The sequence below is a fragment of the Pseudomonas cerasi genome (assembly GCF_027983475.1).
Taxonomy (GTDB): Bacteria; Pseudomonadota; Gammaproteobacteria; order Pseudomonadales; family Pseudomonadaceae; genus Aquipseudomonas; species Aquipseudomonas cerasi.
Map to the genome: position 1 here is coordinate 1,934,211 of NZ_JAQJVM010000001.1, position 25,561 is coordinate 1,959,771.

Annotated in this window: 17 protein-coding genes and 1 riboswitch; of the genes, 10 read left to right on the forward strand and 7 right to left on the reverse strand. The window is 61.0% G+C overall.

Features of this window, described 5'->3' with window-relative positions; translation table 11 throughout:
• Nucleotides 1-61: 61 nt before the first annotated feature.
• Nucleotides 62-6,190 carry a membrane-targeted effector domain-containing toxin gene (locus PI739_RS08355; RefSeq protein WP_271351692.1) on the reverse strand — a complete coding sequence of 2,043 codons (6,129 nt, stop codon included), beginning with the start codon at nt 6,188-6,190 and terminating at the stop codon, nt 62-64.
• Between the two features lie 301 nt (nt 6,191-6,491).
• On the opposite strand from PI739_RS08355, the gene PI739_RS08360 reads away from it, so the two are divergent.
• Genes PI739_RS08360 through PI739_RS08390 form a run of 7 tightly spaced genes read left to right on the forward strand, consistent with a single transcriptional unit; the run spans nt 6,492 to nt 14,616 of the window.
• Complete coding sequence (locus PI739_RS08360; RefSeq protein ID WP_003431977.1) at nt 6,492-8,249, forward strand: carbamoyltransferase family protein; 1,758 nt, start codon at nt 6,492-6,494, stop codon at nt 8,247-8,249.
• Complete coding sequence (locus tag PI739_RS08365) at nt 8,233-9,363, forward strand: glycosyltransferase (RefSeq protein WP_054081295.1); 1,131 nt, start codon at nt 8,233-8,235, stop codon at nt 9,361-9,363. Before PI739_RS08360 ends, PI739_RS08365 begins: the two co-directional genes overlap by 17 nt.
• Nucleotides 9,363-10,259, forward strand: a complete 897-nt coding sequence (locus tag PI739_RS08370; RefSeq protein ID WP_054081296.1) for an antimicrobial resistance protein Mig-14 — start codon at nt 9,363-9,365, stop codon at nt 10,257-10,259. The genes PI739_RS08365 and PI739_RS08370 overlap by 1 nt, the downstream gene beginning before the upstream one ends.
• Nucleotides 10,256-11,665 (forward strand): PIG-L family deacetylase, encoded by a 1,410-nt coding sequence (locus tag PI739_RS08375; protein WP_054081297.1) that lies wholly within the window; start codon nt 10,256-10,258, stop codon nt 11,663-11,665. The genes PI739_RS08370 and PI739_RS08375 overlap by 4 nt, the downstream gene beginning before the upstream one ends.
• A 30-nt stretch (nt 11,666-11,695) precedes the next feature.
• Nucleotides 11,696-12,652, forward strand: a complete 957-nt coding sequence (locus PI739_RS08380) for a glycosyltransferase family protein (protein WP_054081298.1) — start codon at nt 11,696-11,698, stop codon at nt 12,650-12,652.
• A 31-nt stretch (nt 12,653-12,683) separates the two neighbouring features.
• Complete coding sequence (locus tag PI739_RS08385) at nt 12,684-13,457, forward strand: hypothetical protein (protein WP_054081299.1); 774 nt, start codon at nt 12,684-12,686, stop codon at nt 13,455-13,457.
• Nucleotides 13,447-14,616: an O-antigen ligase family protein gene (locus tag PI739_RS08390; RefSeq protein WP_054081300.1), complete on the forward strand. Its 1,170-nt coding sequence runs from the start codon at nt 13,447-13,449 to the stop codon at nt 14,614-14,616. The genes PI739_RS08385 and PI739_RS08390 overlap by 11 nt, the downstream gene beginning before the upstream one ends.
• Before the next feature lie 48 nt (nt 14,617-14,664).
• Here PI739_RS08390 and PI739_RS08395 read toward each other — a convergent pair whose 3' ends face one another.
• Nucleotides 14,665-15,303, reverse strand: a complete 639-nt coding sequence (locus PI739_RS08395) for a BUD32 family EKC/KEOPS complex subunit (RefSeq protein ID WP_003366239.1) — start codon at nt 15,301-15,303, stop codon at nt 14,665-14,667.
• A 178-nt stretch (nt 15,304-15,481) separates the two neighbouring features.
• Here PI739_RS08395 and msbA point away from each other — a divergent pair, with 178 nt between their 5' ends.
• Both msbA and hldE read left to right on the forward strand, forming a co-directional pair.
• Nucleotides 15,482-17,284 carry a lipid A export permease/ATP-binding protein MsbA gene (gene msbA / locus PI739_RS08400; protein ID WP_003431965.1) on the forward strand — a complete coding sequence of 601 codons (1,803 nt, stop codon included), beginning with the start codon at nt 15,482-15,484 and terminating at the stop codon, nt 17,282-17,284.
• A 128-nt stretch (nt 17,285-17,412) separates the two neighbouring features.
• Nucleotides 17,413-18,834: a bifunctional D-glycero-beta-D-manno-heptose-7-phosphate kinase/D-glycero-beta-D-manno-heptose 1-phosphate adenylyltransferase HldE gene (gene hldE / locus PI739_RS08405; RefSeq protein WP_003431964.1), complete on the forward strand. Its 1,422-nt coding sequence runs from the start codon at nt 17,413-17,415 to the stop codon at nt 18,832-18,834.
• A gap of 65 nt (nt 18,835-18,899) precedes the next feature.
• On the opposite strand, the gene PI739_RS08410 is transcribed toward hldE, so the two are convergent.
• From PI739_RS08410 to PI739_RS08425, 4 genes are read right to left on the reverse strand one after another with little or no spacing between them, the layout of a single operon-like run.
• The gene (locus tag PI739_RS08410) at nt 18,900-19,862 is read right to left on the reverse strand and encodes a hypothetical protein (protein WP_003366246.1); all 963 of its coding nucleotides are present in this window, start codon (nt 19,860-19,862) and stop codon (nt 18,900-18,902) included.
• 36 nt (nt 19,863-19,898) lie between these two features.
• Nucleotides 19,899-20,714 (reverse strand): aldo/keto reductase, encoded by an 816-nt coding sequence (locus PI739_RS08415; protein WP_003431963.1) that lies wholly within the window; start codon nt 20,712-20,714, stop codon nt 19,899-19,901.
• Nucleotides 20,711-21,886 (reverse strand): NAD(P)/FAD-dependent oxidoreductase, encoded by a 1,176-nt coding sequence (locus PI739_RS08420; protein WP_003431962.1) that lies wholly within the window; start codon nt 21,884-21,886, stop codon nt 20,711-20,713. Before PI739_RS08420 ends, PI739_RS08415 begins: the two co-directional genes overlap by 4 nt.
• A gap of 48 nt (nt 21,887-21,934) precedes the next feature.
• Nucleotides 21,935-22,267: an SMR family transporter gene (locus PI739_RS08425; protein WP_003431961.1), complete on the reverse strand. Its 333-nt coding sequence runs from the start codon at nt 22,265-22,267 to the stop codon at nt 21,935-21,937.
• Between the two features lie 69 nt (nt 22,268-22,336).
• Here PI739_RS08425 and waaA point away from each other — a divergent pair, with 69 nt between their 5' ends.
• Complete coding sequence (gene waaA / locus PI739_RS08430) at nt 22,337-23,617, forward strand: lipid IV(A) 3-deoxy-D-manno-octulosonic acid transferase (protein WP_054081301.1); 1,281 nt, start codon at nt 22,337-22,339, stop codon at nt 23,615-23,617.
• Between the two features lie 193 nt (nt 23,618-23,810).
• On the opposite strand, the gene PI739_RS08435 is transcribed toward waaA, so the two are convergent.
• Nucleotides 23,811-25,250 (reverse strand): TolC family outer membrane protein, encoded by a 1,440-nt coding sequence (locus PI739_RS08435; RefSeq protein WP_003366255.1) that lies wholly within the window; start codon nt 25,248-25,250, stop codon nt 23,811-23,813.
• A gap of 167 nt (nt 25,251-25,417) precedes the next feature.
• Nucleotides 25,418-25,522: riboswitch (TPP riboswitch) on the forward strand.
• The last annotated feature ends 39 nt before the right edge of the window (nt 25,523-25,561 follow it).

The window sequence follows — 25,561 nt, forward strand, 5'->3', positions numbered from 1 at the left end:
GGCGTTGGCATGCAGTTCCGGACGCTCCGCGTCCTCTGTGTGACGCGGAGCATCGGCATCCTCAGGTGATGCGTGTGAGGTTCATTGCTTCGAGTGCTGCCACCAGTGCATCGATGTCGTCGAAGGGTTTGAGGTGGATGCGCGGCCAGCGCAGACGTTCGATGTACAGTTTGCCTTCGGCATTGCGCAGCACCGGTGTATGGTGAATCCAGGTGTCGCGTGCGCGATGGACGATGGTTTGCAGATTGCCTTCACCCTCCTGTATCAGAAACATTCCAGGCCTGGAAAGGCGTTTCTCGATGCTTGGCAGCCTGACCGGCTGTGAGCGCAGTACTTCCATCTCCACCCGATAATCAGCTTTGATGTAGACCTTTTCATCCGCTATGCCACCCGAGACGAGCTCCCCCGGATCCAGCGTTATTCCCCTCGAATGCCCCGGAGCTACATCGACGACCCGCAGGCCGATCCCGCCTTCCAGTTCGGCAATGCCAGGCACGACGCCCTGATAGGTATTGGAGTGGCTGTTGCCCACCAGCGCGATCCATTTATGCGAGCCCATCACGTCCTGATGCCTGCGGATCGTGCGCGAGGCAAAGTAATTCATCATCTGCTGGCGGGTAATGGACTCTTGATAGGCGATGCCTTTGAGGTGGTAACTGCTTGCGCAATCGATGGCGCGAATCTCCAGACCTTGCTGCCGCGCCCTGATGATCAGCCGTTCGAAGGTGTAGATCCCGGCCGGATCGGTGTGATACCCGTGGTCCAGGGTTTTCAGGTCATGCAGCAAGGTTTTACTCATCTGCCCCGTTTCAAGGAAATGATCCAGATCCGCCTGATGCAGATCGCTCAGCAGGTGCTCCATGTACAGCGTTTTGACGTTCTGCTGCGACAGCAGCGGCAGGTTGTCGATGATCAGCTTTTTGCTGGCGAGCGAAGAGTGTGACTCGCCAATAACCAGGCCTTCGGTATGGCGATACAGGGTTTCAAGCAGTCCGGCAGTGCTTGTCTGCGCTTCGATCGCCGGTAACGTCGGGCGAGGCGGCAGTTGAGCCGCGCTGATCCGGGCGGCGTCCTTTCGTAGCGTCGTGCGCCGCAGGTCGAATGTATTGCGCACAGTGTCGAGTTCGATGTCTTCAAAAAAATACTCCATATCAAGGCCCTTCTTTTCGAAGTTCGCCAGGCCATGCAGCGTTGTTCTGGTCTCCATCGGCATTTCGTAGGTGGCATCGGTCAGCGATTGCTGGATGGCCGTCATCGGCCTGTCAACGCTCCAGTCATCGGGCTCCACGCGTAGCCAGGTATCGTTTTCGTCCAGAACAAACCCGTAATCACCCGTCCAGCGCTCACCCCCGGCAATCGCGGCCGGGTCGCCCAGCTCGCGGATCAGCATGTCATCCAGCGCAGTGGCAGGCGGAAGCGGTTGGGCGGGCAGCGTCGGGTCGGCAAACGCTATGCTGAAGTCATAGTGAGTCGGCGTGTTTTCATGCAGCAGGTCCGCGCTTTGCCTGATGCGTGTCGGTCGTCCGGCAGGTATGTCCTGGACATGCACGCTGACGGCCCCTTGCATTTCAGCGATGCCGGGCACTTGATCGTGCGTCGTGGCAAGCTTCCGGTCGAGCAGTGCTACCCAGCGTCTGGCAGAGGCCGGCTCGATGTCGTGGCTGATAACCTTGTGGCCGAAGAAATTGCTCATTTTCATGGCGGCTGCCGGGTCATCGGCAGCGCTCAGCACCGTATGGCCGAGAAACGGATAGCTGATCGACGAACTGAACGGGCGCACCTCGATCCCGTAACGGTGGGCTGCCTTAATCAGGTGGTAGTAATCGAATTCGGTGCTTGTGTTGTTCAGGGCGCCGCGATTGGTCTCTTGCAGGTAATACTTGAGTTCATGAGAGCCGGAGCAACTCTTTTTACCCAGTTGGCGATACCTGGCCAGCTTGCGAAGGTGTTTGTCGATCAGCAGGTGCTCGATGTACAGCACCTCGACACGCTGCTCTGCGAGCAAGGGCATGTTGAGCAGGAGCAGACGCTTGCTGGCCACCGACTTCGGGGCTTCGCTGAACACCAGCCCGTTAGTGTGACTGAAGATGTGCTTGATGAGTGTGTCGACACTGCCGGGCAGTTCATAGGTGGGCAGGGTCGGCCTGGGTGGAGGCGTGAATCGGGCAAAAAAGGCTTGGGCGTCCTGATAGAGCTTTTCCCGGCGTGCCGCGAAGGTCTGGCGCACCTCGGTGAAATACGTTTCGAAATAGACTTCCAGGCCTGCGCCGGTCGGATCGAAGGCTTCCTTGCTGATGACGACATCCAGATGCGCGCGCATGCCGCCAGGCATCTGATAGTCGCTCAGGATATTCAGCGAGCTTGAGCTTGCGCTGGCTTCCTCAGGCAGCGGGCGATAAGTGCCCGGACCGTCCAGCCCGCCGCCGCCCAGGCGCTGCCGTTGGACGACTTGCCACAGGCCCTGGTCATTCAGGCGAACCGGCTGTTTGCCGAAGAAGGCGAACGGATTGGCCGGGTCGATGATCTGCCAGTACCGCCCGTGTGCGTCGTATTGAACCTCAAAGGCCCGGTCTGACAGCTGGATATAGTGTTTTCCATTGATCGCATGCACGCCCTTTGCGTGACCATCGGCGATACGTGGCACGTTATCCAGCGAAATGTCGACGGCCAGGTCGAGGCGCAAACCGGATGGTGCGCGCTGCGCTGCTGGGGGCAGGGGGAGAAGTGGCTGCCAGGCGCCACCGAGCTCGCGTGCAGCGAACTGACCGGTTGCACGCGGGGGTGCCGAGGCGAGAGGGGACGCTTGGAAAACCGCAGCATGCCCGTGGACGTTGGGCGTGCCGAGCAGCAATACCTGCTCTTGCAGCTCTACCGGGTACAGGTCCTCGTAACGCGGCAGAGAAGGCTGGCGCTGGAACGAACGTAGCATTGGGGTCGAATGCTGACCGCTCTCAAGTTGATGCAACACACCGCCAAGTCCTTTCAGGCCCACCAGCAAATCGCTGCCTGCACCGAGGCCGTTGAGCAGTGCCGACAGCATGTAGCTCGTGGCGCGCTCCCGGTCGCCCGCGCTCAGCGCAACCAGTGCCTGCCCGCTGTCATGCAATGAAATCAGGCTGCCCACCGCAAAGCTTGCCGGCGGAAAGGGCAGGGTCAGGGCCGTGGCAATGATTTCGACACTGACCCAGATCAGCTTCGCCAGCATGTCGTTGCGACCCGTGGTGGTTTCTTCCACATCACGCAACCTGCGCTCCAGCGGCCGGTTGAAACAGGTATCGGCAACGTCTGAGATAAATGCCTTGGGGATGACCGGAGGCTTGTTGGCATTGCCCTTCTGCATGTCCCGCAGGAAGAACGACAGGGTCCGGCGTGCCTTGATGCGGCAGCGATCCTTGTAGTAATCGATCATCCCTTCGCTATCCAGCGAGCTCACGAAGTCGCTGAACAGGCGGAATTCGATACCGTCAGGTGCCTGCGGCGTATAAAGCAGCGCGGCGTGTCGGATCTGCGTCGGCAAAATGACCAGGCAGCCCTGAACGGTTTCGATGTGGGTCAGCAGCGGGCCGGGGATAACCAGTTGATCGACATCGGTCAGGCCCGAGGCGATCAGCGGTTTATCCACATGTATTTGCAGGGGATAGAGCGGGTATCGCTCGCGTGAAGCCGAGTCGCTCAGGTGCGCGTTATCCAGTGATTGCTTGAGCCAGACATACTGCGTGGGCTCGATATGACCTTTCAGAAGGCTGCGCAATGCAGCGGCCTTCACCTGCAGTTGGGTGATCATCACGCTGCATTGGCGGCGGTAGGCGTAGCCATCGTTTTCGCTGTTCAGCAGGGTGTTTCTGATCAGCGCAATGTACTCGTCGGCCAGCCACTGGCCACGCACCGAGCCTGCGACCGCCGCAGGTGACAGTGCGCTCAGGTCGATACCCGGCGGGCCGCTGAACGTGGCGTCGGTGGCTGCCGACGTGCGCAAGGGGTCGATGCTGTCGTTGTAGCCGTTGAGCAGCATGTCGGTGTAGGTCAGCGTTTCGCGCTCGCTGTTGATCACGATCAGGTCAGGGTCTACCGTACCTGCAGGGACGCCCAGCAGTTTGCCGATCTGCTGGCTGGCACGCTGGTGTACGTAATCCTGGAACGACTGAACCCTGGTGTGCGGCTGGGCCTGATAGTTGCCGAGCGCGCCATCGATGGCGTGTTCAAGGGCCAGTAATTCCCGGCGCTGGGCACGGCTGGCGCGCAGGTACCAGTCCGGGGTATGACGGGCCTGCTCTGAGAGCAATACGCGGGTCTGCTCGTCGGTAAAACTGCGCAGTGCCGTCTCGCAGTCGGGGTGCTCGATGAATTGCAGAAAGTCCTTTGCGGGCTGGGGTTTTTCGCTGAGGGCCGTCAGTTGCGCGGCCAGTTCCGGACGCGCTGCGACCGCTACCTGATCAAGCAGCCAGGCCATCATTGCGGGCGATGCGGTCCAGCCGACAACTTCATGCAACAGCTGGGTGTCGGTGTCGAAGGCCTTGAAATACTGCTGCCCGGGTGCCTCGCTGGCGAACATGATCAGCCGTTGCGTCTGGCCTTGGGCATCCTGCTTGCGGAACACCAGTAATCTGGCCATCACGTTACGGTCGTTCAGTTTGATCTGCTGCACGCGTACCGTGGGATCAGGCGCACTCGCCGCCGTGCTGGTCAGCGCTTCAACAATGGCAAAATCATCGGGCTGGATATGCCCCTGCATCTTCGCCGCCCAGCCGAGCGTGGTCATTCGGACCCGCGCCAGTGCGCGCAGCATCCGTTGGTTGTGTTCCTGCTGACAGGCCTCGCGCTGGAAATTGCCAAACACCGCGCGCAGGTCGAGTTCATCAATCACCCCGGCAAGGTAGGTCGGGCTCAATGTCGAGTACGCAGCGTCCAGCGGCTGGCCATCGAGGGTAATAACCGTCTGGTCGAGGAAGTCCGAGCCTGCTGTCTCGTCGCCCGGATGCAGGCCATAGAGCGCCAGTTCGGTCAGTGGCAGCGTCACGTGGTAGGTCTCGCTCGTCGCTGGCAGCGTGCGACGGGTGTCGATGATCAAGGCCCGAGGGTCCAGATCATGACCCAGGTCATTGGCCAGGCGCGCGCGCAACTGCATTTCGGCAAACCGCTCCGGCGACGCTGCGCTGCCCAGCACACTCAGCATTGCGGCATGCGCCGCGTCGTAGCGTTGCAGGTGCCGGGCATAGGTCTGCAGGTCAGCCTCGCTGGCGATCTTCATCCATTCGGGCAAGTTGCGCTGGTACTGACGTTGTCTGTTGGTCAGTTCCCGCAGCTCGAGCATGGCGGCGGGGCCTAGCAGGCCTGGCATGTCGATGGCCTGCTGGATTTGCGACTGACGCGTGAGCCGATCCGCCGTGCCGTGCTGTTCGCAGGCATAACGGATGTCGTTGCGTTGTTTGTTCAGCAGCCTGTCGAACGCGTGAAGGAACGGTGCCGTGGTAACGGGCTGCAATTGCACATCGGCAGCCGTGAACGGTTCCAGGTACAGGTCGGCGTCCTGAGCTATCTCGGCCAGCCGGTCCTGATGCTGTCGTTCCGCGCTGCTGAACAGCGCATCGCGCAGTGTTGGCGTGTTGAGCCACTGCGCAAGGGTTTTGGCCATCATGGGCGGCGTGGCAAAAGCGGTGATACCAAGCCCTGGCAGCATCAATAGTGTGCGCCCCTGACCTTGAGAAATCACCAGCACGCCGGCCATTTCAATCTGTTCGTCATCGTGCAGCTGCACCCACACGGTCGAACAGGCGAGTGCCGGGCCTTGCGCCTGCTCGGGCGCCTCGGGCAGGCAGGCCAGGTAGCCACTGTCGAAATCGCGCTCGTGAATCCTGACGTGGACTTCGTCATACACAGCCCTTTGCAGGGCTGGCAAGAGGCGATCACGGCGGCTTTCACCGGTTTCGCCCGGGGCCGTCCAGTAGTCGTCGATCTGCTGCAACAGGCTGACGATCTCCGGTTCGCGTTCGGACACGTCATCGTTGTCGAGGGCGCTCAGCAAGGCCTCGCCGGCCCTGGGCAGCGCGTCCAGTTCCCTGGCCAGAAGGGTGCGCAGTTCGTCGAGCCTTTTCAGCGCTGCGGACGCTTCAGGCCAGGTATCGCCGGGCGTCGTCGGTACAGGGCTCGGCGTTGAAAGGTTGAAATCCAGAGAGGGTGGTGTTTGTGTCATGACAGGCTTTCCATTGCGCAATGCGCTGAGGTTTGATCGGCGGCCTCGGGGGCTGCGACTAAAGGCCTCAATTAATCAGATGCAACGGGCAGCAACGCCGTAGATAAATATGCAGCATGGCGAAAGAGACGTTTCGTACACCGTCTGGCGGGCCGCCTTCAGTGACATTTCAGCGCGTCGAGCCAATCGTTGGTCATTACGCTATAATCCCGCCCTTTAGCTGCCCTCAGCCCGCTGTGCGGGGGCACACCTTTTCTCGGGCGCCCTGCGCCTGCATGCAGACTAAAGAGGCTAGACACTAGTGGCATTGACGATCCTTGGCCTGTCCGGCGCCCTTAGCCATGATCCTTCCGCAGCGCTTTACATCGACGGCAAGCTGATAGCAGCGGCCGAAGAAGAGCGCTTCGTTCGTGACAAGCACGCAAAGAACCGCATGCCCTACGAGTCGGCGAAGTTCTGTCTGGAACAGGCAGGCATCAAGCCTTCGGATGTCGACGTGGTCGCGATTCCGTTCGCCCCGATCAGCCTGTTCGGCAAGGCCCGCTGGCACTACGCCAAGCGTTACTGGTACGCGCCGGATCGCGCCCTCGATGCGCTGCTGATGGGTAATCGCCGTTACAAGCGCTATCGCAACAAGATTGTCTGGTGCCTCGAGCAACTGGGCTTCGATCCGAAAAAGATCAAGATCGAGCCGGTCGAGCACCATCTGGCCCATGCTTCCAGTGCCTACCATTGTTCCGGTTTCACCGAGAAAACCGCGATCATGGGCATCGACGGCAAGGGCGAGTACGCCACGACCTTCTTCGGCTACGGTGAAAACGGCAAGATCCACAAGATCAAGGAATTCTTCGATCCGGACTCGCTGGGCGGCCTGTACGGCGCGATTACCGAGTTCCTCGGTTTCGAGATGCTCGACGGCGAATTCAAGGTCATGGGCATGGCACCGTACGGCGATGCCAGCAAGTATGATTTTTCGCGTCTGGCGACCTTCGAGAATGGCGAGCTGGTCATCAATACCGAGCTGGCCAACGTCATCGGCCTGCGTCGCTACAAAGAGAACGGCAAGGGCTTCTACTTCTCGCCGAAACTGATCGAATGGCTCGGCCCGAAACGCGTGGGTGACGTGGCCGACGAACCTTACATTCACTACGCCGCGAGCATGCAGGCGCTGTTCGAAAAGCTCGCGCTGCAGATGATGGATCACTACCTGGGTGACATCCTCAAGGAAACCGGCAAGATCGCCTTCGCCGGTGGCTGTGCGCTGAACGTCAAATTGAACCAGCGCATCATCGCCCGCCCTGAAGTCAAAGAGCTGTTCGTGCAGCCTGCGTCCGGCGATGCCGGTACGGCGGTGGGCGCGGCGGCTTACGTATCGCACGCCCGCGGTGTGCCGGTCGAGAAGATGGAACACGTCTACCTCGGCCCTGCGTACAGCAACGAAGATGTAATCGCGGCCTGTGCCCGTCACCCAAGCAAGCCGGTCTGGCGCCAGATCGACAACACGCCGGAGCGGATTGCCGAGATCATGGTCAAGGGCAACCCGGTTGCCTGGTTCCAGGGGCGCATGGAGTTCGGTCCGCGCGCACTGGGCGGTCGTTCCATCATTGGTTGCCCGAGCGTCACCGGCGTGGCCGACCGCATCAACCATCAGATCAAGTTCCGTGAGCGCTGGAGGCCTTTCTGCCCGTCGATGCTCGACACCGTCGCCCCGCAGATGATCAAGATCGATCACCCGGCACCGTTCATGACCTTCACCTTCGAAGTGGCCGAAGAGTGGAAAACCCGCGTTCCGGAAGTCGTCCATGAAGACGGCACCTCCCGAGCCCAGGTGCTCAAGCGCGAATACAACCCGCGCTATTACGACATGATGAAAGCGCTGGAAAACCTGACCGGCAATGGCGTGTCCCTGAACACCTCGCTGAACCGCCGTGGCGAACCGATGATCTGCTCGCCGACCGATGCGCTGAACATGTTCTTCGGCTCGGACCTTGAGTACCTGATCATGGAAGACATCCTGGTGGTAAAAGAGGGCGTCGAGGCTTATGACACGCTCGGTTGAACGTCACGTACTGCAGTTCTGTCACGGCTATGACGGGCCGTTTCTGGACTGCGCGCGGCAATACGCCAGCCTGTTCGCCGGCAAGGGCTATCGGGTGACGACGGTGTTTCTGACCGGTGCCGCCGATCCGGATGTCGTCGCTGACTGCGGTTCGGACGAAGTGCTGTTCATGGAATACAGCTCCAGCGCCATTCGTGGCCTGAAGCTGGGCGCCATTCGGGACCTGCGCAAGATTGCCGCGACGCGCTCGTTCAGCTTTTGCATCGCGCACCGTTTCAAGCCGGTGTACATCGCCCTGTTGGCGACGAAGTTGCCGGTGATCGGTGTGCATCATGCGTTCGGCGATTACCACCGGCGCAGTCGCAAGCTGTTCGCCAACCTGTTTCGCAAGCGCCTGAGCCTGCTCGGTGTTTCCGACGCGGTTCGCGACGACCTGCGCAGCAGCCTGCCCAAGTGGCCGGCCGAGCGCATTCAGACGTTGTACAACCGGATCGATGTCGAGCAACTGCAGGGCAGTCAGTTTTCCGCTGAAGATGCCCGCGCAGAGCTGGGTCTGTCGGCATCGGCCTGGATTGTCGCCAATGTCGGTCGCCTGCATCCCGACAAGGATCAGGCCACGCTGTTGCGCGGTTTTGCCGAGGCGCTGCCCGATCTTCCCGAGAACAGCCAACTGGTGATTCTCGGCAAGGGTCGCCTGGAAGAAAGCCTCAAGGCCCTGGCGCTGGAGCTGGGCATCGGCCCGCAGGTGCTTTTCCTCGGCCAAGTGCCTGATGCGCGCCGCTACTTCAAGGCATTCGACGTGTTCGCCCTGAGCTCGGACCACGAACCGTTCGGCATGGTCCTGCTGGAAGCGATGGTCGCCGGTGTCCCGCTGGTTGCAACCTCATGCGGCGGTGCCAGGGAAGTGGTCGAAGACGTCGGCCTGCTGTTCCCGTTGGGTGATGTACATAGCCTGGCAAACGGCCTGGTGCATATGGCCGGCCTCGACGCCGAACAACGTCAGGACTGTGCCGAGCGCATGCTGTTGCGCTTGCGCGAGCGGTTTTCCGACCATGCTGTGCGTAATGTTTTCTGGCGTCTGCCACAAGTCTCCAGCCTGACAGCGGGGGCCTGATGCTCAATCGATTCAAAGGCTGGCGCGAGCGTGGCTGGGTGCAGATCGATGCGGCTGCCTACGAGCAGGCCTGGCAGCGGTTTGGCGGCAGCGTCGCCACTCATCCGTTGGTGGTTGCGCGTCTGTCGGCCTTTTCCGGCATCGCTGTGCGTTATCTGGCCTGGGAGCAGGGCGGTGAAGTAAAGGCCGCGATCGCCACCTGGGATCGCTCGCTGGCGCTGTCCAAGGACGAACTCAAGCGCCATGGCAAAAAAGGGCTGTTTGACCTGGGGAATGCCGAGCTGATTCTGCCGGTGGCCGATGATATCCAGGTGCCGGTCCGCCATCGGGCCCGCTATGTGTCTTCGCTCAACGAAGGCCGCATCAGTACCTTCAAGCCACAGGCCGAATCCCTGGCGATGGCGCGCACGCCTGAAGAGCTGTCCAAGAAATTTCGTTACAACCAGCGTCGTGAGCTTCGCCTGCTCGAAGAAGCTGGCGGTACGGTAAGGCCTGTCAGCGAGTTCAGCAGCACCGAACTGGCGAATATGTACTGCGATCTGTTTCAGCGTCGCTGGGGCTTCGAAGCGACCGGTGCCCGGCACAAGGCCGAGGTCATCGAGCTGTTGCGCGAACTGCTGATCGGTTCGGTGGTGTTTCTCAACGATGCGCCGATTGCCATTCAACTGGTGTATCGCGTCGAAGCGCCGCAGTGGGTCAGCATCGAGTACGTCAACGGCGGTGTCGATCCCGAAACCCGGGACTTCAGCCCGGGCAGCGTGCTGAGCTTCGTCAATACCCAGTCCGCCTGGGAGAACGCCCGCGCACTGGGCAAATCACTGCGTTTTTCCTTCGGTCGTGCCGACCGTGAGTACAAGGACCGATGGTGCAACCCCGTTCCGGTGTTCCAGATTTGAGTCGCAAGCAGCAACTACTCAAACGCCATCGCCGTAACAAGCGGCTGGCGTTGCTGGGTGGTCTGTTCCTGTTGATTGCGGTCGGCGTGCTGGTGGCCTGGTGGCTGGCGCCGCTGCTGGCTGTGTGTGCCTGGGTCGCTCATGAGGCCTGGTTTGCCGATCATCTGTTTTATTCGCCGTCTGACGACTATCAGTACACCTTTGCTGCCGACAGCGAAGTGCCGGGCGTCCGCCTGGACGGCGGCACGTTGCTGATCGACCCCGCCTTGCAACTGAATGGCGACGAGACGCTGGTACTGGCGCTGACGGTCAAAAGCACCTGGCTCGGACGTTTTCTCGATCCGGTGGTCGAGTTGCAAGGTCAGGGCCTGAGCGACCGGCAGGCGTTCGAGCGCGGCGTCAGTGGTGTGCGTTATCTGAACCTGACCGGGCTGGGCGAGCCGCTGGCCGCAGGTGTGCTGAAACTGCGCGGGCGTTGCTGCCGTCTGGCCGGTACGCCGCGGCTCTGGCTGTTTCGCCAGCCGGATGCGCGAAAACAGCGTGTCATGGTCATCGCACCGCACGCCGATGATGCCGAACTGGCCGCGTTCGGACTGTACAGCCAGGCCGAGGAGGCGTGGATCATCACGCTGACCGCCGGTGAGATCGAGGCCGAGCATTATCGGCAGATGGGCATGGAGCGCGCCGAAGCTGCGCGCATGAAGGGCCGCTTGCGGGCCTGGGACAGTATCGCCGTGGCGCGCTGGGGCGGGGTGCCCGAGTCGCAGTGTGTGCAGTTGGGCTATTTCTGCCTGCAACTGCCCGCCATGCAGGCTGCGCCGGATATGCCGATTGGCTCGCGGGAGGCGGATCTGACCGATACCCGCCTGTTCCGTCAATTCAATACCCTGCCACTGCCCGGCGACGACGGCCAGCCGACCTGGAACAACCTGCTCGCCGACCTGCGCGCGCTGATTCTCAAGGCCCGGCCGCAGGTTGTGGTGATGCCGCATCCTGCCATCGACCCCCATCCCGATCACATCTGCGCCCAGGCTGCGGTGCGTGAAGCCCTGCTCGGGCTCGAATGGCAGCCGGACGTAGTGCTCGGTTATGCCAATCACCTGCACGACAACGACCGTTGGCCGATGGGCGATGCCTACAGCGGCATCAGCCTGCCACCGGTATTCGATGCCGCGCTGCCGCTGGTGCCGTACAGCCTGCAATTGTCGGTCGCCGCGCAACGCGACAAGGCCATGGCGTTGGGCATGATGCATGACCTGCTGCCGCCGATGCCGTTCAAGCGCCGTGTGCGCCGTGCGCTGCAGCGCGTTCTGGCCGGTCGCCACTGGCCGGCCGAGGGCGAAAACGAATTCTTCCGCAAGGCGGTGCGACGACACGAGTTGTTCTGGTACAGCCGTGATCTCTGATTCAGCAGGCGCAGTACTGCAAGGAAAACCATGAAAGTTCTACTGCTGGTCCAGAAAGAGCAGCGTGCGATTCTGGACCGTCTCTATGACGGCATCGCCGCACACTGTGAATGCGAAGTGCGCTGGCTGAGCTCTGCGGAGCAACGCAACCTGCGTGGTTATTTCCGCCGTGAGGTGGACGTCAGCCGCTATGACCGGATCGTGTTTTTCCTGCGTTTCAAGCAGGAAGTGCGTCAGGTCGGCTTCATCCGCACGATTCCCAATCTGGTCATCCTCGAACACGATGCCTACCAGAACTACATTCCGTGCAAATACACCGGCAAGTTCAGCGCGCACTACCGCAGGCTGCCCTGGGCGCGGGTGATCTGTTCGGGGTTCATGGTCAGCGAGCGTCTGCGTCAGGAAGGCTTCGATGCGGTGTTCGTGCCCAAGGGCTATGACCAGAGCCTGCTGCAGTTGCAGGCACGCGAGCGTGACATCGAACTGGCCTTCGTGGGCAGCACCAACAGCGTGGCCTACAGCGGCCGCAAGGCGTTGCTGGACGAGTTGGGCCAGGTCGAGAATCTGCTCGTCACGCGGACCAAGTCCGGCGAAGAGTATTGCGACACCCTGAACCGTATCCGTTTTTTCGTCAGTGCCGACGTGGGCATGGGCGAATACATGATCAAGAATTTCGAGGCGATGGCATGCGGCTGTGTGCTGCTTGCCTTCGATCAGGGCGCTGAAGAAAACCGCGCGCTGGGCTTTGTCGACATGCACAACATCGTGCTCTATCGCGACATTCCCGAACTTCGCGAAAAGCTGGCGAAATTGCGCGATAACGTCACACTGGCCAGTGAAATATCCCGTAATGGGCAGACTTTGGTCGAGGAACGCTTTACATTCCATGCCCTTGGAAAAGCCATCGTGGACGCCATGCATGCGCCACTGCGCAGCATGCCGGCGGCGAATTGGGTCGATCGCCTGCGGTCACGATTGGGATGGTAGGGAATTATGAATATTCAATGATTGGGAACGAATGATGGTATTCAGCGAAAACAGCGACATTACGCTGGTTGTCACCAGTTGTGGTCGATTCGACCTGTTGAAGCGCACTCTGGAAACGTTCGACCATTTCAACACTGCGCCCATACGCCATGTGCTGATTACCGAAGACTCCGGCGATGCCCGGGTCCAGGCGTGCATTCCCGAGCACTGGCACCCGCATACGCGCTTCATCATCAACAACCCCAAGCTGGGGCAGATGCGCTCTGTCGATGCGGCCTATTCGCTGATCGAAACGTCCTGGGTGTTCCATTGCGAAGACGACTGGGATTTCTACCGTCCGCACTTCATCGAAGAGTCGATGACGCTGCTGGATCACGACCCTCAGGCCTTGCAGGTCTGGTTGCGCAGCTACAATCATGATCTGCGTATCCACAGCCCTTACGTTTACCTGAACGAGCGTGAAGTGGTCGAGGGTATCCCGTTTTACAAACTGGGCTCGCACAAGCCGGAATGGCAGGGTTTTTCCTTCAATCCGGGGCTGCGCCGCCTGGCTGATTACCTGCAGCATGCGCCTTATGCCGAACACGGTGGCGAGAAGAAACTTTCACAATTATTCGCCGCGCAAAACCGTTACGCTCTGATTCTGGAAAATGATGCCGTGTTGCACACCGGGTTTGGTGAGCACGTGGAGGTGCCGCAGGAGCGGCTTGACAAACAGCGTCGCAAACGTCGGGATCGCATCAAGCTGATCGTCGCAGTGCTCGCTGGCCTAGTAGCAGGTTGGTTGCTTAATAATGTCAGTTGACCCGATAAGAGTACCCGGCAACAAAGTGCAGCAGTACTTTACGGCTGCCATCGTCATCTTCCTGCTGAGTTTCATCCTCAACCCCTCAGCCAAGATCACCAACAATCTGTTTTATGCATTCACGGCGCTGCCGGGCTTGTTCTTCCTGATCAAGTACCGCGGCGCTGGCGTGTTTGCCAAGCCCCTGGGCATCGCTTGGGCGGTGTTCATGGCCTGTTTTCTGGTCCCCGCGCTACAGGCGCAGGAGTTCCAGTATTACAAGCACATCATTTACGTCAGCCTGTTTGTCTTCATCGTGGCCGGGATCACCGACAACGGTTTCTTCAGGCGCGGTGTATTCGTGCGCAGCATGTTCTGGGCGCTGTGCCTGTACATCCTGCTCAGCAGCATTCACAGCTGGGTGACCGGGCAGTTCGAGTTCGGCCAGCGTGTGGCGATTCTGCCGGGGCGAATGGAGAACGTGATCTACGCCAGTGCCTGGCTGGTCTGCAGCCTGGCGTTGGCCATGCCGCTGTGGGCAAGAGAGCGGCGCTGGGTCGAGGCCGTCTGCGCCGTTCTTGTCACGCTGGTGATAACCGCCTTTGTCGTGCAGACGCGCACTGCGCTGGTGGGTTGCGCGGTTCTGTTCGCCGTCTGCACCGCCTATGCGCTGTACCGTTTTCCACTGCGCACGATAGTCGCCTTGTTGGCGCTGGGCGTCGTGGCGGCGGCAGCCTTCTGGTTCGTCAAGGATGAACAGTGGGTCGCCCTGCTGATGGTCAGAGGGGATTCCTACCGCATCGAGCTGTTTGAAATCATGACCGGTGAATGGCGTCGCTGCGGCTGGGTGCTCGGTTGTGGTGTCGATTTCTACACGACCCAGACCCTGACGGGCGGCATACCGATCCAGCACCCGCATAATATTTTCGTGTCGCTGGGGCTGTATACCGGTGCCGCTTCGCTGGTGATGTTTCTGGTCGTGATGGCGATGACACTGTGGGACGCGGTGCGCAACGGCGATGCCTGGGGTCTCTACTTGGTGTGTGCGCTGGTCATGCTTAACTTCGACGGCGGCCAGTTGGTCGGCAACCCAGACGAGCTCTGGGTGCTGGTGCTGCTACCGGCGACCATGGTGCTCGGGCGAGTGGTGCAGACGCATCGGCTCAGGCAGCAGCAGTAGCATCAAAAAATGGCCGCTTCGAAAGCGGCCATTTTTCATGGGGCAGGTTTATTGAACAGCCTGGGCCAGTTCAGAGGTGTCGCACAGGGTCTGCGCGCTCATGTAGCCATCGAGGAAAGCCGGGTTGCCGTTGTCCAGCAGCCATTGGCGGTCTTCCTGATAACGCAGCATGTGTTTGAAGTTGCGCAAGCGAAGGCTTTTGCGCAAGGCGCGGCGATAGGTTTTCATGTCGGCAATGTCAATCAGGCCGAGGCTGCCTTCCGGCGTGAGGATCACGTTGCCAAGATGGGCCGAGCGAAAGTAGATGCCCTTTTCATGCAGCCCGGCAATGAAGCTTCCCAGTTGCCTGCGCAGCTTGTCGTCGGCCACCGCACTGCCCAGCAGCTGACGCAGGGTGAAGCCAGCCAGCGGATCATAATGCACGGCATCGCGCTCGATCTCGGCGATGCGGCTGACCGAGCGTATGCGCGGGCAGGGAATGCCGCGTTTGATCAGCGTTTCACAGTTGTCTGCGAAGCGCTGCGCGTAGGGGTACCAGGCTGCGGAGCTGACAATGCGTTTGCGCCGAAACAACTTCAACATGGAGCCGTCACGCAGACGGAGTACTTTGTCGCCCGTGCCGTCGGCTTCAAGCACTTCGGCACCTTGAACCAGTTCAAGGTAATGGGCGTGGTCAAACGCTTGCATCGATACTCCGGTTTTTACGCCCCAGGGGTTCCTGGTCGTCATACAGAAGCCAGACGTGCAGGCTTCAGGCAGCGATCAGAATCCCCGGGGAATGGACGAGCCGCCTATGTTACCGCAGCAGGCAGCCGCGAAAACTGCTGTGATACAATTCGGCCTCTTTTTAACACGACGGATTCTCATGACAACCTCCGAATCGTCCACAACCTCCAGCGTGAAAATCTATTTCCGCCTGTTGTCTTATGTGCGTCCGTATGTGGGCATTTTCCTGCTCAGCATCATTGGTTTCGTGATCTTCGCCTCGACCCAGCCGATGCTCGCCGGCATCCTGAAATATTTCGTCGACGGCCTGACCAATCCCGAAGCGGTGCTGTTTCCCAATGTCCCTTATCTGCGCGAGTTGCAGCTGTTGCAGGCCGTGCCGCTGCTGATCGTGCTGATCGCCGCATGGCAGGGACTGGGCTCGTTTCTGGGCAACTATTTCCTGGCCAAGGTTTCCCTCGGGCTGGTGCATGATTTGCGCGTAGAACTGTTCAACAAGCTGCTGGTGCTGCCCAATCGCTACTTCGACACGACCAATTCCGGCCATCTGATCTCGCGCATCACCTTCAACGTCACGATGGTGACCGGCGCTGCCACCGATGCCATCAAGGTGGTGATTCGCGAAGGCCTGACCGTGGTGTTCCTGTTCATCTATCTGCTGATGATGAACTGGAAGCTGACGCTGGTGATGCTTGCAATTCTGCCGTTGATTGCCGTCATGGTCGGCACCGCGAGCAAGAAATTCCGCAAGCAGAGCAAGAAGATCCAGGTGGCGATGGGCGATGTCACGCATGTTGCCTCGGAAACCATTCAGGGCTATCGCGTAGTCCGCAGCTTCGGTGGCGAGTCCTATGAGCAGGCGCGCTTTGCCCAGGCCAGCAACAGCAACACCAAAAAGCAGCTGCGCATGACCAAGACCGGCGCCATCTACACGCCGATGCTGCAACTGGTGATCTACAGCGCCATGGCGGTGCTGATGTTCCTGGTGCTGTTCCTGCGTGGCGACGCGACTGCGGGTGATCTGGTTGCCTATATCACCGCTGCGGGCCTGCTGCCCAAGCCGATTCGTCAGCTGTCGGAAGTCAGTTCGACGATCCAGAAAGGTGTCGCTGGTGCCGAGAGCATTTTCGAACAGCTGGATGTGGAAGAGGAAGTCGATACCGGCACCATCGAGCGTGATCGCGTGACCGGCCACCTCGAGGTGAAGAACCTCAGCTTCTTCTACCCGCAGACTGCGCGTCAGGTGTTGAACGACATCAGTTTCTCCGCTGCGCCGGGGCAGATGATTGCCCTGGTAGGGCGTTCCGGCAGCGGCAAATCAACCCTGGCCAACCTGATCCCGCGTTTCTACGGGCACGACATGGGCAACATCCTGCTCGATGGCGTTGAAATCAACGATTATCGCTTGCGCAACCTGCGCAGGCACATTGCTCAGGTCAATCAGAACGTCACGCTGTTCAACGACACGATTGCCAACAACATTGCCTACGGCGATCTGGCTGGCGCGCCGCGTGCCGACATCGAAGCGGCTGCCGCTGATGCGTATGCCAAGGAATTCATCGACCAGTTGCCGCAGGGTTTCGATACCCAGGTGGGCGAAAACGGGGTGCTGCTGTCCGGCGGTCAACGCCAGCGTCTGGCCATTGCCCGCGCGCTGCTCAAGAACGCTCCTTTGCTGATTCTCGACGAAGCCACCTCGGCGCTGGACACCGAGTCCGAACGGCACATTCAGGCGGCGCTGGATCACGTCATGAAGGGCCGTACCACGCTGGTCATCGCCCACCGCCTTTCGACCATCGAGAAGGCCGACCTGATTCTGGTCATGGATGCCGGGCAGATCGTCGAGCGCGGTACGCACTCTGAGCTGCTGGCGCAGAACGGCTATTACGCCCGCCTGCATGCCATGGGGCTGGACGAGCCTTCGCCTGTCGGCGCTGTCTGACCTGACGTTCACCGGGCGGACCCAGACGGTCCGCCTGCCTTTTGGGTGGCGTGATTCAACAGCCTGTCGGTTGCAAACCCCTGTGCTAAGATTCCGCCCCTGTCCATTTTTCAAGTACGGGTTGTTCCATGAAGCTATCCATGCCGCGCTTTGATCGGGCCCCTGTCCTGGTGGTTGGCGATGTCATGCTCGACAGATACTGGCATGGTGGTACCTCGCGTATTTCCCCCGAAGCGCCAGTGCCTGTGGTCAAGGTCGATCAGATTGAGGACCGTCCGGGCGGTGCTGCCAACGTGGCTTTGAATATCGCTGCGCTGGGCGCCCCCGCTTCGCTGGTCGGTGTGACGGGGGATGACGAGGCGGCTGAAAGTCTGACCAACAGCCTGAAGGCTGCTGGTGTGCTGGCGCGCTTTCAGCGCATCGCCGATCAGCCGACCATCGTCAAACTGCGTGTCATGAGTCGCCACCAGCAATTGTTGCGCATCGATTTCGAAGAACCGTTCAGGACCGACCCGCTGGCCCTGAGCGCAGAGGTTTACAGCTTGCTGGACGGCATCAAGGTGCTGGTCCTGTCCGACTACGGCAAGGGCGCACTGAAAAACCATCAGGCGCTGATTCAGGCCGCCCGCAAGCGCGGCATTCCGGTGCTGGCCGATCCCAAGGGCAAGGATTTCGCGATCTATCGCGGCGCGAGCCTGATCACGCCGAACCTCAGCGAATTCGAGGCCATCGTCGGTCATTGTGTCGATGAGGCACAACTGGTCACCAAGGGTGCGCAGTTGATGCAAGAGCTCGATCTCGGCGCGCTGCTGGTGACCCGTGGCGAACATGGCATGACCCTGTTGCGTCCTGATCAGCAGGCGCTGCACCTGCCGGCCCGTGCCCGCGAAGTGTTCGATGTGACCGGCGCTGGTGATACGGTGATCTCTACCCTGGCGGCAGCGATTGCTGCCGGCGAGGAGCTGCCACATGCGGTGGCGCTGGCCAATCTGGCGGCGGGCATCGTGGTCGGCAAGCTGGGCACGGCGGCCATCAGCGCCCCGGAGCTGCGCCGCGCGATTCAGCGCGAAGAGGGCTCCGAGCGCGGCGTGCTGGGGCTGGAGCAACTGCTGCTGGCGGTCGATGATGCGCGCGCGCACAAGGAAAAGATCGTCTTCACCAATGGCTGCTTCGACATTCTCCACGCAGGTCATGTGACCTACCTGGAGCAGGCGCGTGCCTTGGGTGATCGCCTGATCGTTGCGGTCAACGACGATGCGTCTGTCAGCCGCCTGAAAGGGCCGGGCCGACCGATCAACAGCGTTGACCGGCGCATGGCGGTGCTGGCAGGTCTGGGGGCCGTGGACTGGGTGATCAGCTTCCCGGAAGGAACCCCGGAAAACCTGCTGACCCACGTCAAGCCCGACGTGCTGGTCAAGGGCGGTGATTACGGTGTCGATCAGGTGGTCGGTGCCGATATCGTTCAGGCTTACGGCGGCGAGGTACGTGTGCTGGGGCTGGTGGAAAACAGCTCCACCACCGCGATTGTCGAGAAGATTCGCGCCCAGTAACCGCAACGTTGCCGTTTGAATGCCGGCGCGCTCAAGGTTTCAGTGCCTTGCAGCCGCTGGCCGACTTACTTGCTCAGGCTGCCACGCGCCATCTGCAGCAGCTCCCGGGCCTTGCCGGTCAGGCGTTTGAGCCCTGACTTCTTCGCCGGTGGGGCCATGCCCTGCTGACGCAGCCAGTCCTTCCAGCGAATCCGCTCTTCACGCACCACCCAGCCATCCTGCGCAGCGAAGCTCTCGGCCAGGTACAGCCCTCTCGTGCCGGCCGGACTCAGCTTGTCACGCTTGAGCGTGTACAGCTCGGGCAGAGGGGCGCCGTTCTCCAGCGGCATCAGGTACAGGTCAGGTTTGCTACGGTTGAGGCGGGCGACCAGTTGATCGTTTTCCAGAGCTTCGTCGACATGGAAAAGGCTGACCGGGCGCGCTTCCTTGGGGATTTCCAGGCGCATGTCGTAAATCAGCTGCAAGGACGCCGTGGGCAAATGCACATAGGCCCGTGGACGTTCCAACAGGGTCAGGCTGCCGGTTCGCACCGGTCTCGCGGCGCCGGAGAGGGGGCTCAGGCGAAAGGGCATGGCCTCGCGATAATGCAGCGCGGCGGCGTAGGGCGCAGGCAGCCAGGTCTCCTTGAACAGCCCGCTGAGCCAGCCCTGCGGTGTTTCGATCAGACACTCTTCGGCCACTTCCTGAATCGCGGTGTGCAGCGGCAGCGTCAGCTCATGGGCCGGGACATAACCCGAGATCAGCTTGAGCACGACGTCGCCGCGATCCTGACGACGCTGGCGGACCAGCACCCAGTAGTCGCGGTTCTGCCAACTGACGGTCAGGCGAACGGAGACCCCCAGATTGGCCAGCTCGGTGGCGAAATGTTCGGTGTCCGGCACGTCGATCTTGCGCCGCCGCTGCAAGGTCTGCGCGAAGTTCATCGGCATGCCGACGCTCTGGTAGCTCAGGCTTTCCGCAGTGGCCTCGACAAACAGCGGCAGGGTCTTGAAGTTGCTGGGATTCTTCCGGATCAGTGTTCGCGGCATAACGGCTCCTTCTTGCGTTGGGGTCGGCCGCCTTAATCAGGCTTGACGGCAAATCACGGCAGCGGCAGTTGCAACGTTGTGTGCCAGGTGCAACGGGTTGATGGTGCCGACAATAGCACTGGCAACCGCCGGATGTTCAAACAGTAGCTGGAAACTGGCGTGGACCGGATCCATGCCGGGTGTCAGGCAGACATGACCACTGGCCAGTGCCTTCTTCACCAGAATGCCTTTGCCATGAGCCTGCGCGTAATCCAGTACCGGCTTTTCATCCTGTTCGTTGAGATTGTAAGTGACCATTGCGCAGTCACCCTCACGCAGCGCCAGCAGGCCGCCTTCGACGGTCTTGCCGGAAAAGCCGAAGCCGCGAATCTTGCCTTCGCGCTTGAGATCAGCGAGTGTCTGGTACACCTCGGCGTCGTTGAGAATCGCCAGATCGTTGCCGTCCGAATGCACCAGGACCAGATCGAGAAAGTCGGTTTCAAGACGTTTCAGGCTGCGCTCGACCGATGTGCGTGTATGGGTGGCGCTGAAGTCATGGCTAGACTGGCCGTTGACGAACTCCTCGCCAACCTTGCTGACGATCACCCAGTCCTGGCGCTGACCGCGCAGCAGCGGTCCCAGGCGCTCTTCGCTGGTGCCATAGGCAGGTGCCGTGTCGATCAGGTTGATGCCCATGTCGCGGGCCATGCGCAGCAGCATCTGCGCCTGCTGGTCATCGGGAATCTTGAAGCCGCTGGGGTATTTGACGCCCTGGTCGCGCCCCAGTTTGACGGTGCCCAGCCCCAGCGGCGATACGTTCAGGCCGGTACTGCCCAGCGGGCGATGCAGATCGTGCAGGGTTTTCAGGCTCATGGCAGCAGCTCATCCCAGACAGGTATGGCCATTGGAGGCCGTGGCACATCGCTCAGCGGAGCTTGCGGGGTCGGGTGGATACCGTCTCTGGACAGCTGCGACAGGACTCGGTCGGCGAAGTCCGGAGCCAGGGCCAGCTTGGTCGGCCAGCCGATCATCAGACGTTGCTGGCTGTCGAGGAAGGCGTTGTCCGGGCGCACCAGTCCTGATTGAGCAGGCTCGGCACGATCAACACGCAGGGTCGCCCACTGCGCCTGACTCAGATCGACCCACGGCAGCAGCGCCTCGAGCTCTTTGCGCGCAACGGCGATCTGCTCGTCCGGTTGGCGCGCCACGCCATCGGCTTCGGCCAGGTCGCCGCCCAGATACCACACCCACTGGCCATCTGCTGCCGGGTGCGTGGTCACGGTGATGCGTGGCTTGGGCCCGCCGCCCAGGCAGTGAGCGAACAGCGGCTTCAGGGTCGGCCCCTTGACCAGCACCATGTGCAACGGGCGGCGCTGCATCTGCGGTTGCGATACGCCAAGTGCGTTCAGCAGGTCGGCATTACCGCCGCCGGCACTGAGTACGATGCGCTGCGCATGGATATCGCGACCGTCGACGCGCAGACCGATCAGTTCATCGCCCTCGAAGAGCGGCTCGATGTGCTGACCGGCCAGCAGGCTGTCACCGGCCAGTTCGGCGAGACGCCCGATCAGACTGGGTACATCGACCACCAGCTCGGCAAGCCGATAGACCTTGCCTTTGAATTTGGGGTTTTGCAGGGCTGGCGGCAGTTGCTCGCCCTTGACCTGATCCACGCGACCGCGCACGGCCTTGCTGGCGAAGAAACTGGTGAGATTGCCGGCGATGGTGCCTGGCGACCACAGGTAATGGGCCTCGGACAGCAGGCGTACCCCGGAAAGATCCAGCTCGCCCTTGCCATCGAGGGCCTCACGCCAGCGACGCGGCATGTCGGCAATGGCTTCGGAGGCGCCGGACAGCGCGCCGTGCAGCGCGTACTTGGCGCCGCCGTGGATGATCCCCTGAGACTTGAGGCTTTGCCCGCCACCCAGGCTGGCGCTTTCTACCAGCACTGTCGAGAACCCTTGACGACGCAACCGGGCATTGAGCCAGAGACCGGCGACGCCAGCCCCGACAATCAGCACGTCAGTGGAAATAACCGATGGCATGAGCACCTCAGTGAGCGAAAAGTACGAGCATTATAAAGGATCGGGTTTTCAATGCCCGGCGGTTTTCGAGAACAGCTGAATGACCGCCACGCCTGCCACGATCATGCCCATGCCCAGCAGCGCGGGCAGGTCGAGTTTCTGGCCGTAGATGAAGAACGCGGCGATGCTGACCATGACGATGCCCATGCCCGACCAGATGGCGTAAGTGATGCCCACCGGGATCGTGCGCATTACCAGAATCAGCATCCAGAACGCGATCGCATAGCCGGTAATCAGCAGCAACAGGGGCAGCGGGGTGCTCAATCCCTTCACGGCTTTCATGGACGTGGTAGCGATGACTTCCGCGCAAACGGCGATAGCCAGTAGGTAATAAGCGTTCATGGTGCATTCCTTTTCGTCAGGCTGCGCATTCTAGCGGCTTGTGATGGCGGGCTGATAAACTCCGCGCCCATGAATAGAACTCTTTATACCGTACTGTTTCATCTCGGCCTGCCGCTGGTTGCCCTGCGTCTGTGGTTGCGTGCGCGCAAGGCTCCGGCGTATCGCCAGCGCATCGGCGAGCGCTTCGCCCGCGGCTTGCCGGTCATGCAGCGGGGCGGTATCTGGGTGCATGCGGTGTCGGTGGGTGAAAGCATCGCCGCAGCGCCCATGATTCGGTCGCTGCTGGTGCAATATCCGCAGTTGCCGATCACTGTGACTTGCATGACGCCCACAGGTTCGGAGCGAATCAAGGCGCTGTTCGCCAGTGAGCCACGCATTCAGCATTGCTACCTGCCCTACGACCTGCCGTGGGCGGCTGCTGGTTTTCTCGATCAGGTACAGCCACGGCTGGGGATCATCATGGAAACCGAGCTGTGGCCCAACCACATCCATCAGTGTTCCCTGCGCGGGATTCCTGTGGTGCTTGCCAACGCCCGGCTGTCGGAGCGTTCGGCGCGGGGTTACGCACGCTTTGCCGGGCTGACGCGACCGATGCTGGCGGAAATGGCCTGGTTTGCGGTGCAGACTGAAGCTGAGGCGCAGCGCTTTCGTGATCTGGGCGCACGTCCCGAGTACGTGGCGGTGACCGGCTCGATCAAGTTCGACCTGAGCATCGACCCGCAGCTTCTGCAGCGTGCCGCCCACCAGCGCGAACAATGGCAGACCACGCAGCGGCCTGTCTGGATCGCGGCCAGCACACATGCGGGCGAGGATGAAAGCGTGCTGGCGGCTCATCGCACGTTACTGACCAGTCACCCCGATGCGCTGCTGATTCTGGTGCCGCGTCACCCCGAGCGTTTCGACAGTGTGCATGCGTTGTGTCAGCAGCAGGGCTTTGCGACGGTAAGGCGCTCATCCGCGCAGGCTGTCACGTCTGACGTCTCGGTGCTGATGGGCGATACCATGGGGGAATTGCTGTTTCTCTATGCACTGGCTGACATCGCTTTCGTTGGCGGCAGCCTGGTGCCCAATGGCGGACACAACCTGCTGGAGCCTGCGGCACTGGCCAAGCCGGTGCTCAGCGGCCCGCACCTGTTCAACTTCCTCGAGATCGCCGCCATGCTGCGCAAGGCCGGTGCGTTGCAAGAGGTCAACGATGCAGCAGCGCTGGCCACCGCCGTGCAGGGTCTTTTCGACCAGCCGCAGCAGGCGCGCAACATGGCTGATGCCGGGCTTGAGGTGATGAAGGCCAATCAGGGCGCACTGCAACGCCTGCTCGACGGGATCGGGCGGTTGATGGGCAGGCGCTGAGTCGGGGAGGACGCATAGCGTCCAGAACGGCATACCCACGCGGAGCATGGGTACGATAGTTGAGCTCGTCCAGACGCCTATCGTTCCTCACGCTCCAGCGTGGGAGTGCCTTGGGTGACGCTCCGCGTCACAAATCTGCGTCGCGCTGCATGACTTGAAGTCGGGCGCAGAGCATCCAGATCGGTCAGCAATCTCAGCGCTTTGCAGGTCGCTCGAAGTTCTTCTGCGCGGCAGTCGCCAGGTCCGGCGGCAGGAAGTCCTTGTCCGGGTTGTAGTCGGCCTTCAGGTAGCGCGACAGGTCCTGCAGGTCGCCCGGGTTAAGGGTGCCTGCTGCCTGCTTGAGACGCAGGTTGTCGAGGATGTAGTCGTAACGCGTGTTGTTGTAGTCACGCACCGAGGCATACAGCTGGCGTTGCGCATCCAGCACGTCGACGATGTTGCGGGTGCCGACCTGATAACCGATTTCCGTGGCTTCCAGCGCGCTCTGGTTGGAGATGATCGACTGCTTGCGGGCCTGGACCTGCTCCACATCGGTATTCACCGCGCGATGCAGGTTGCGCGTGTTTTCCACCACCTGACGACGCAGGCTTTCACGGCGTTGCTCGCTCTGGCTCAGGCGCGCATAGGCTTCGCGTACCTGTGAACTGGTCAGGCCGCCGCTGTAGATAGGGATATTCAGCTGCACGCCGATGCTGCGCTGCTCGACGTCGCCGCCGTAGTTGCGGCCGGTGTAGTTGGGGTTGCTGAAACCCAGTGCATCGTTATCGCCACGCTGATAGGTCGCCACGGCATCGAGCGTCGGCGCGTGCCCGGCCTTGCGCTGACGCAGGGTTTCTTCGGCGGCACTGACTGCGTAGTTGCTGGCCAGCAGATTGAGGTTCTGCTGCGCGGCAGTATCGACCCAGGCCTTGGCGTCATTGGGCGTCGGCGCCAGCACCGGCAGGGTATGCACGATGCCTTCGATCGAGTTGTATTCGCGGTTGGTCAGCGTCACCAGCGCCTGAAAGGCGTCGTCGACCTGACGCTGGGCAATCAGTCGGCTGGCGCGTGACGTGTCATAGCTGGCCTGCGCCTGCAGCACATCGGTCTTGTCCGACAGGCCGACATCGAAGCGCTCGTTGGCCTGATCCAGCTGGCGCTTGAAGGCCGCTTCCTCGGCTTTGGTCGAGGCCAGATTGTCCTGTGCACGCAATACGCTGAAATAGCTTTGCGCCGATTGCAGGATCAGATTCTGCTCGGTAGCCGACAGTTCCAGTGCTGCCTGTTCGTTGCTCGCTTCGGCAGCCTGCAACTGGAACCAGCGGTCAGCGCGGAAGATCGGCTGGCTCAGCGTGGCCTGATAGAGGTTGCCGCTGCGGGTGGCCACGGCTCTGGGCTGATCGATGCTGGTGCGGGTGCTGCTGTTCTGGGCGCTGCCGGAAATATTCGGCAGCAAACCGGCGCGGGCCTGCGGCACGGCTTCCTTGCGCGCATCGTAATCGGCGCGTGAGGCTGCGAGGTCGGCGTTGTTGTCCACAGCCTGTTGATAAACGCTCAACAGCCCTGTCTGCGTTGGCATTGGCAATTCGGCTGCCCAGGTCAACCCGCTGGACGCAAACGAAACAGCCACGACCAACGAAAGTTTGCGCAACATGAGGCATTCCCTGTTCATGAAGAAAATAATTACAGTTCGGGTTGAAGAGAAACCGGGCTAGGGAGTGTAGAGCCAGACGCTTTTGGCAACAATCGTCGATTTGCGCCATTTATCGAGCCCCGTGCAAATAGGCTGGCGTTGCGACGGCACCCCGTCATAGACTGGCGGCGTTCTTGTCGGGGTGCCTTGCTATGAGGCTGAGATCGGTTAAACCGGATCCCGTTGAACCTGATCAGGTTAGCGCCTGCGTAGGGAACAAGATTTCTCGTCTCCCGGCGAGTCCTCTTGAGTGCCGTCCGGGGTCGATTGTT

Coding starts and splice junctions, on each gene's coding strand:
- PI739_RS08355 (WP_271351692.1), bottom strand. CDS start 6,190: ATGACACAAACACCACCCTCTCTGGATTTCAACCTTTCAACGCCGAGC.
- PI739_RS08365 (WP_054081295.1), top strand. CDS start 8,233: ATGACACGCTCGGTTGAACGTCACGTACTGCAGTTCTGTCACGGCTAT.
- PI739_RS08370 (WP_054081296.1), top strand. CDS start 9,363: ATGCTCAATCGATTCAAAGGCTGGCGCGAGCGTGGCTGGGTGCAGATC.
- PI739_RS08380 (WP_054081298.1), top strand. CDS start 11,696: ATGAAAGTTCTACTGCTGGTCCAGAAAGAGCAGCGTGCGATTCTGGAC.
- PI739_RS08385 (WP_054081299.1), top strand. CDS start 12,684: ATGATGGTATTCAGCGAAAACAGCGACATTACGCTGGTTGTCACCAGT.
- PI739_RS08390 (WP_054081300.1), top strand. CDS start 13,447: ATGTCAGTTGACCCGATAAGAGTACCCGGCAACAAAGTGCAGCAGTAC.
- PI739_RS08395 (WP_003366239.1), bottom strand. CDS start 15,303: ATGCAAGCGTTTGACCACGCCCATTACCTTGAACTGGTTCAAGGTGCC.
- msbA (WP_003431965.1), top strand. CDS start 15,482: ATGACAACCTCCGAATCGTCCACAACCTCCAGCGTGAAAATCTATTTC.
- hldE (WP_003431964.1), top strand. CDS start 17,413: ATGAAGCTATCCATGCCGCGCTTTGATCGGGCCCCTGTCCTGGTGGTT.
- PI739_RS08410 (WP_003366246.1), bottom strand. CDS start 19,862: ATGCCGCGAACACTGATCCGGAAGAATCCCAGCAACTTCAAGACCCTG.
- PI739_RS08415 (WP_003431963.1), bottom strand. CDS start 20,714: ATGAGCCTGAAAACCCTGCACGATCTGCATCGCCCGCTGGGCAGTACC.
- PI739_RS08420 (WP_003431962.1), bottom strand. CDS start 21,886: ATGCCATCGGTTATTTCCACTGACGTGCTGATTGTCGGGGCTGGCGTC.
- PI739_RS08425 (WP_003431961.1), bottom strand. CDS start 22,267: ATGAACGCTTATTACCTACTGGCTATCGCCGTTTGCGCGGAAGTCATC.
- waaA (WP_054081301.1), top strand. CDS start 22,337: ATGAATAGAACTCTTTATACCGTACTGTTTCATCTCGGCCTGCCGCTG.
- PI739_RS08435 (WP_003366255.1), bottom strand. CDS start 25,250: ATGTTGCGCAAACTTTCGTTGGTCGTGGCTGTTTCGTTTGCGTCCAGC.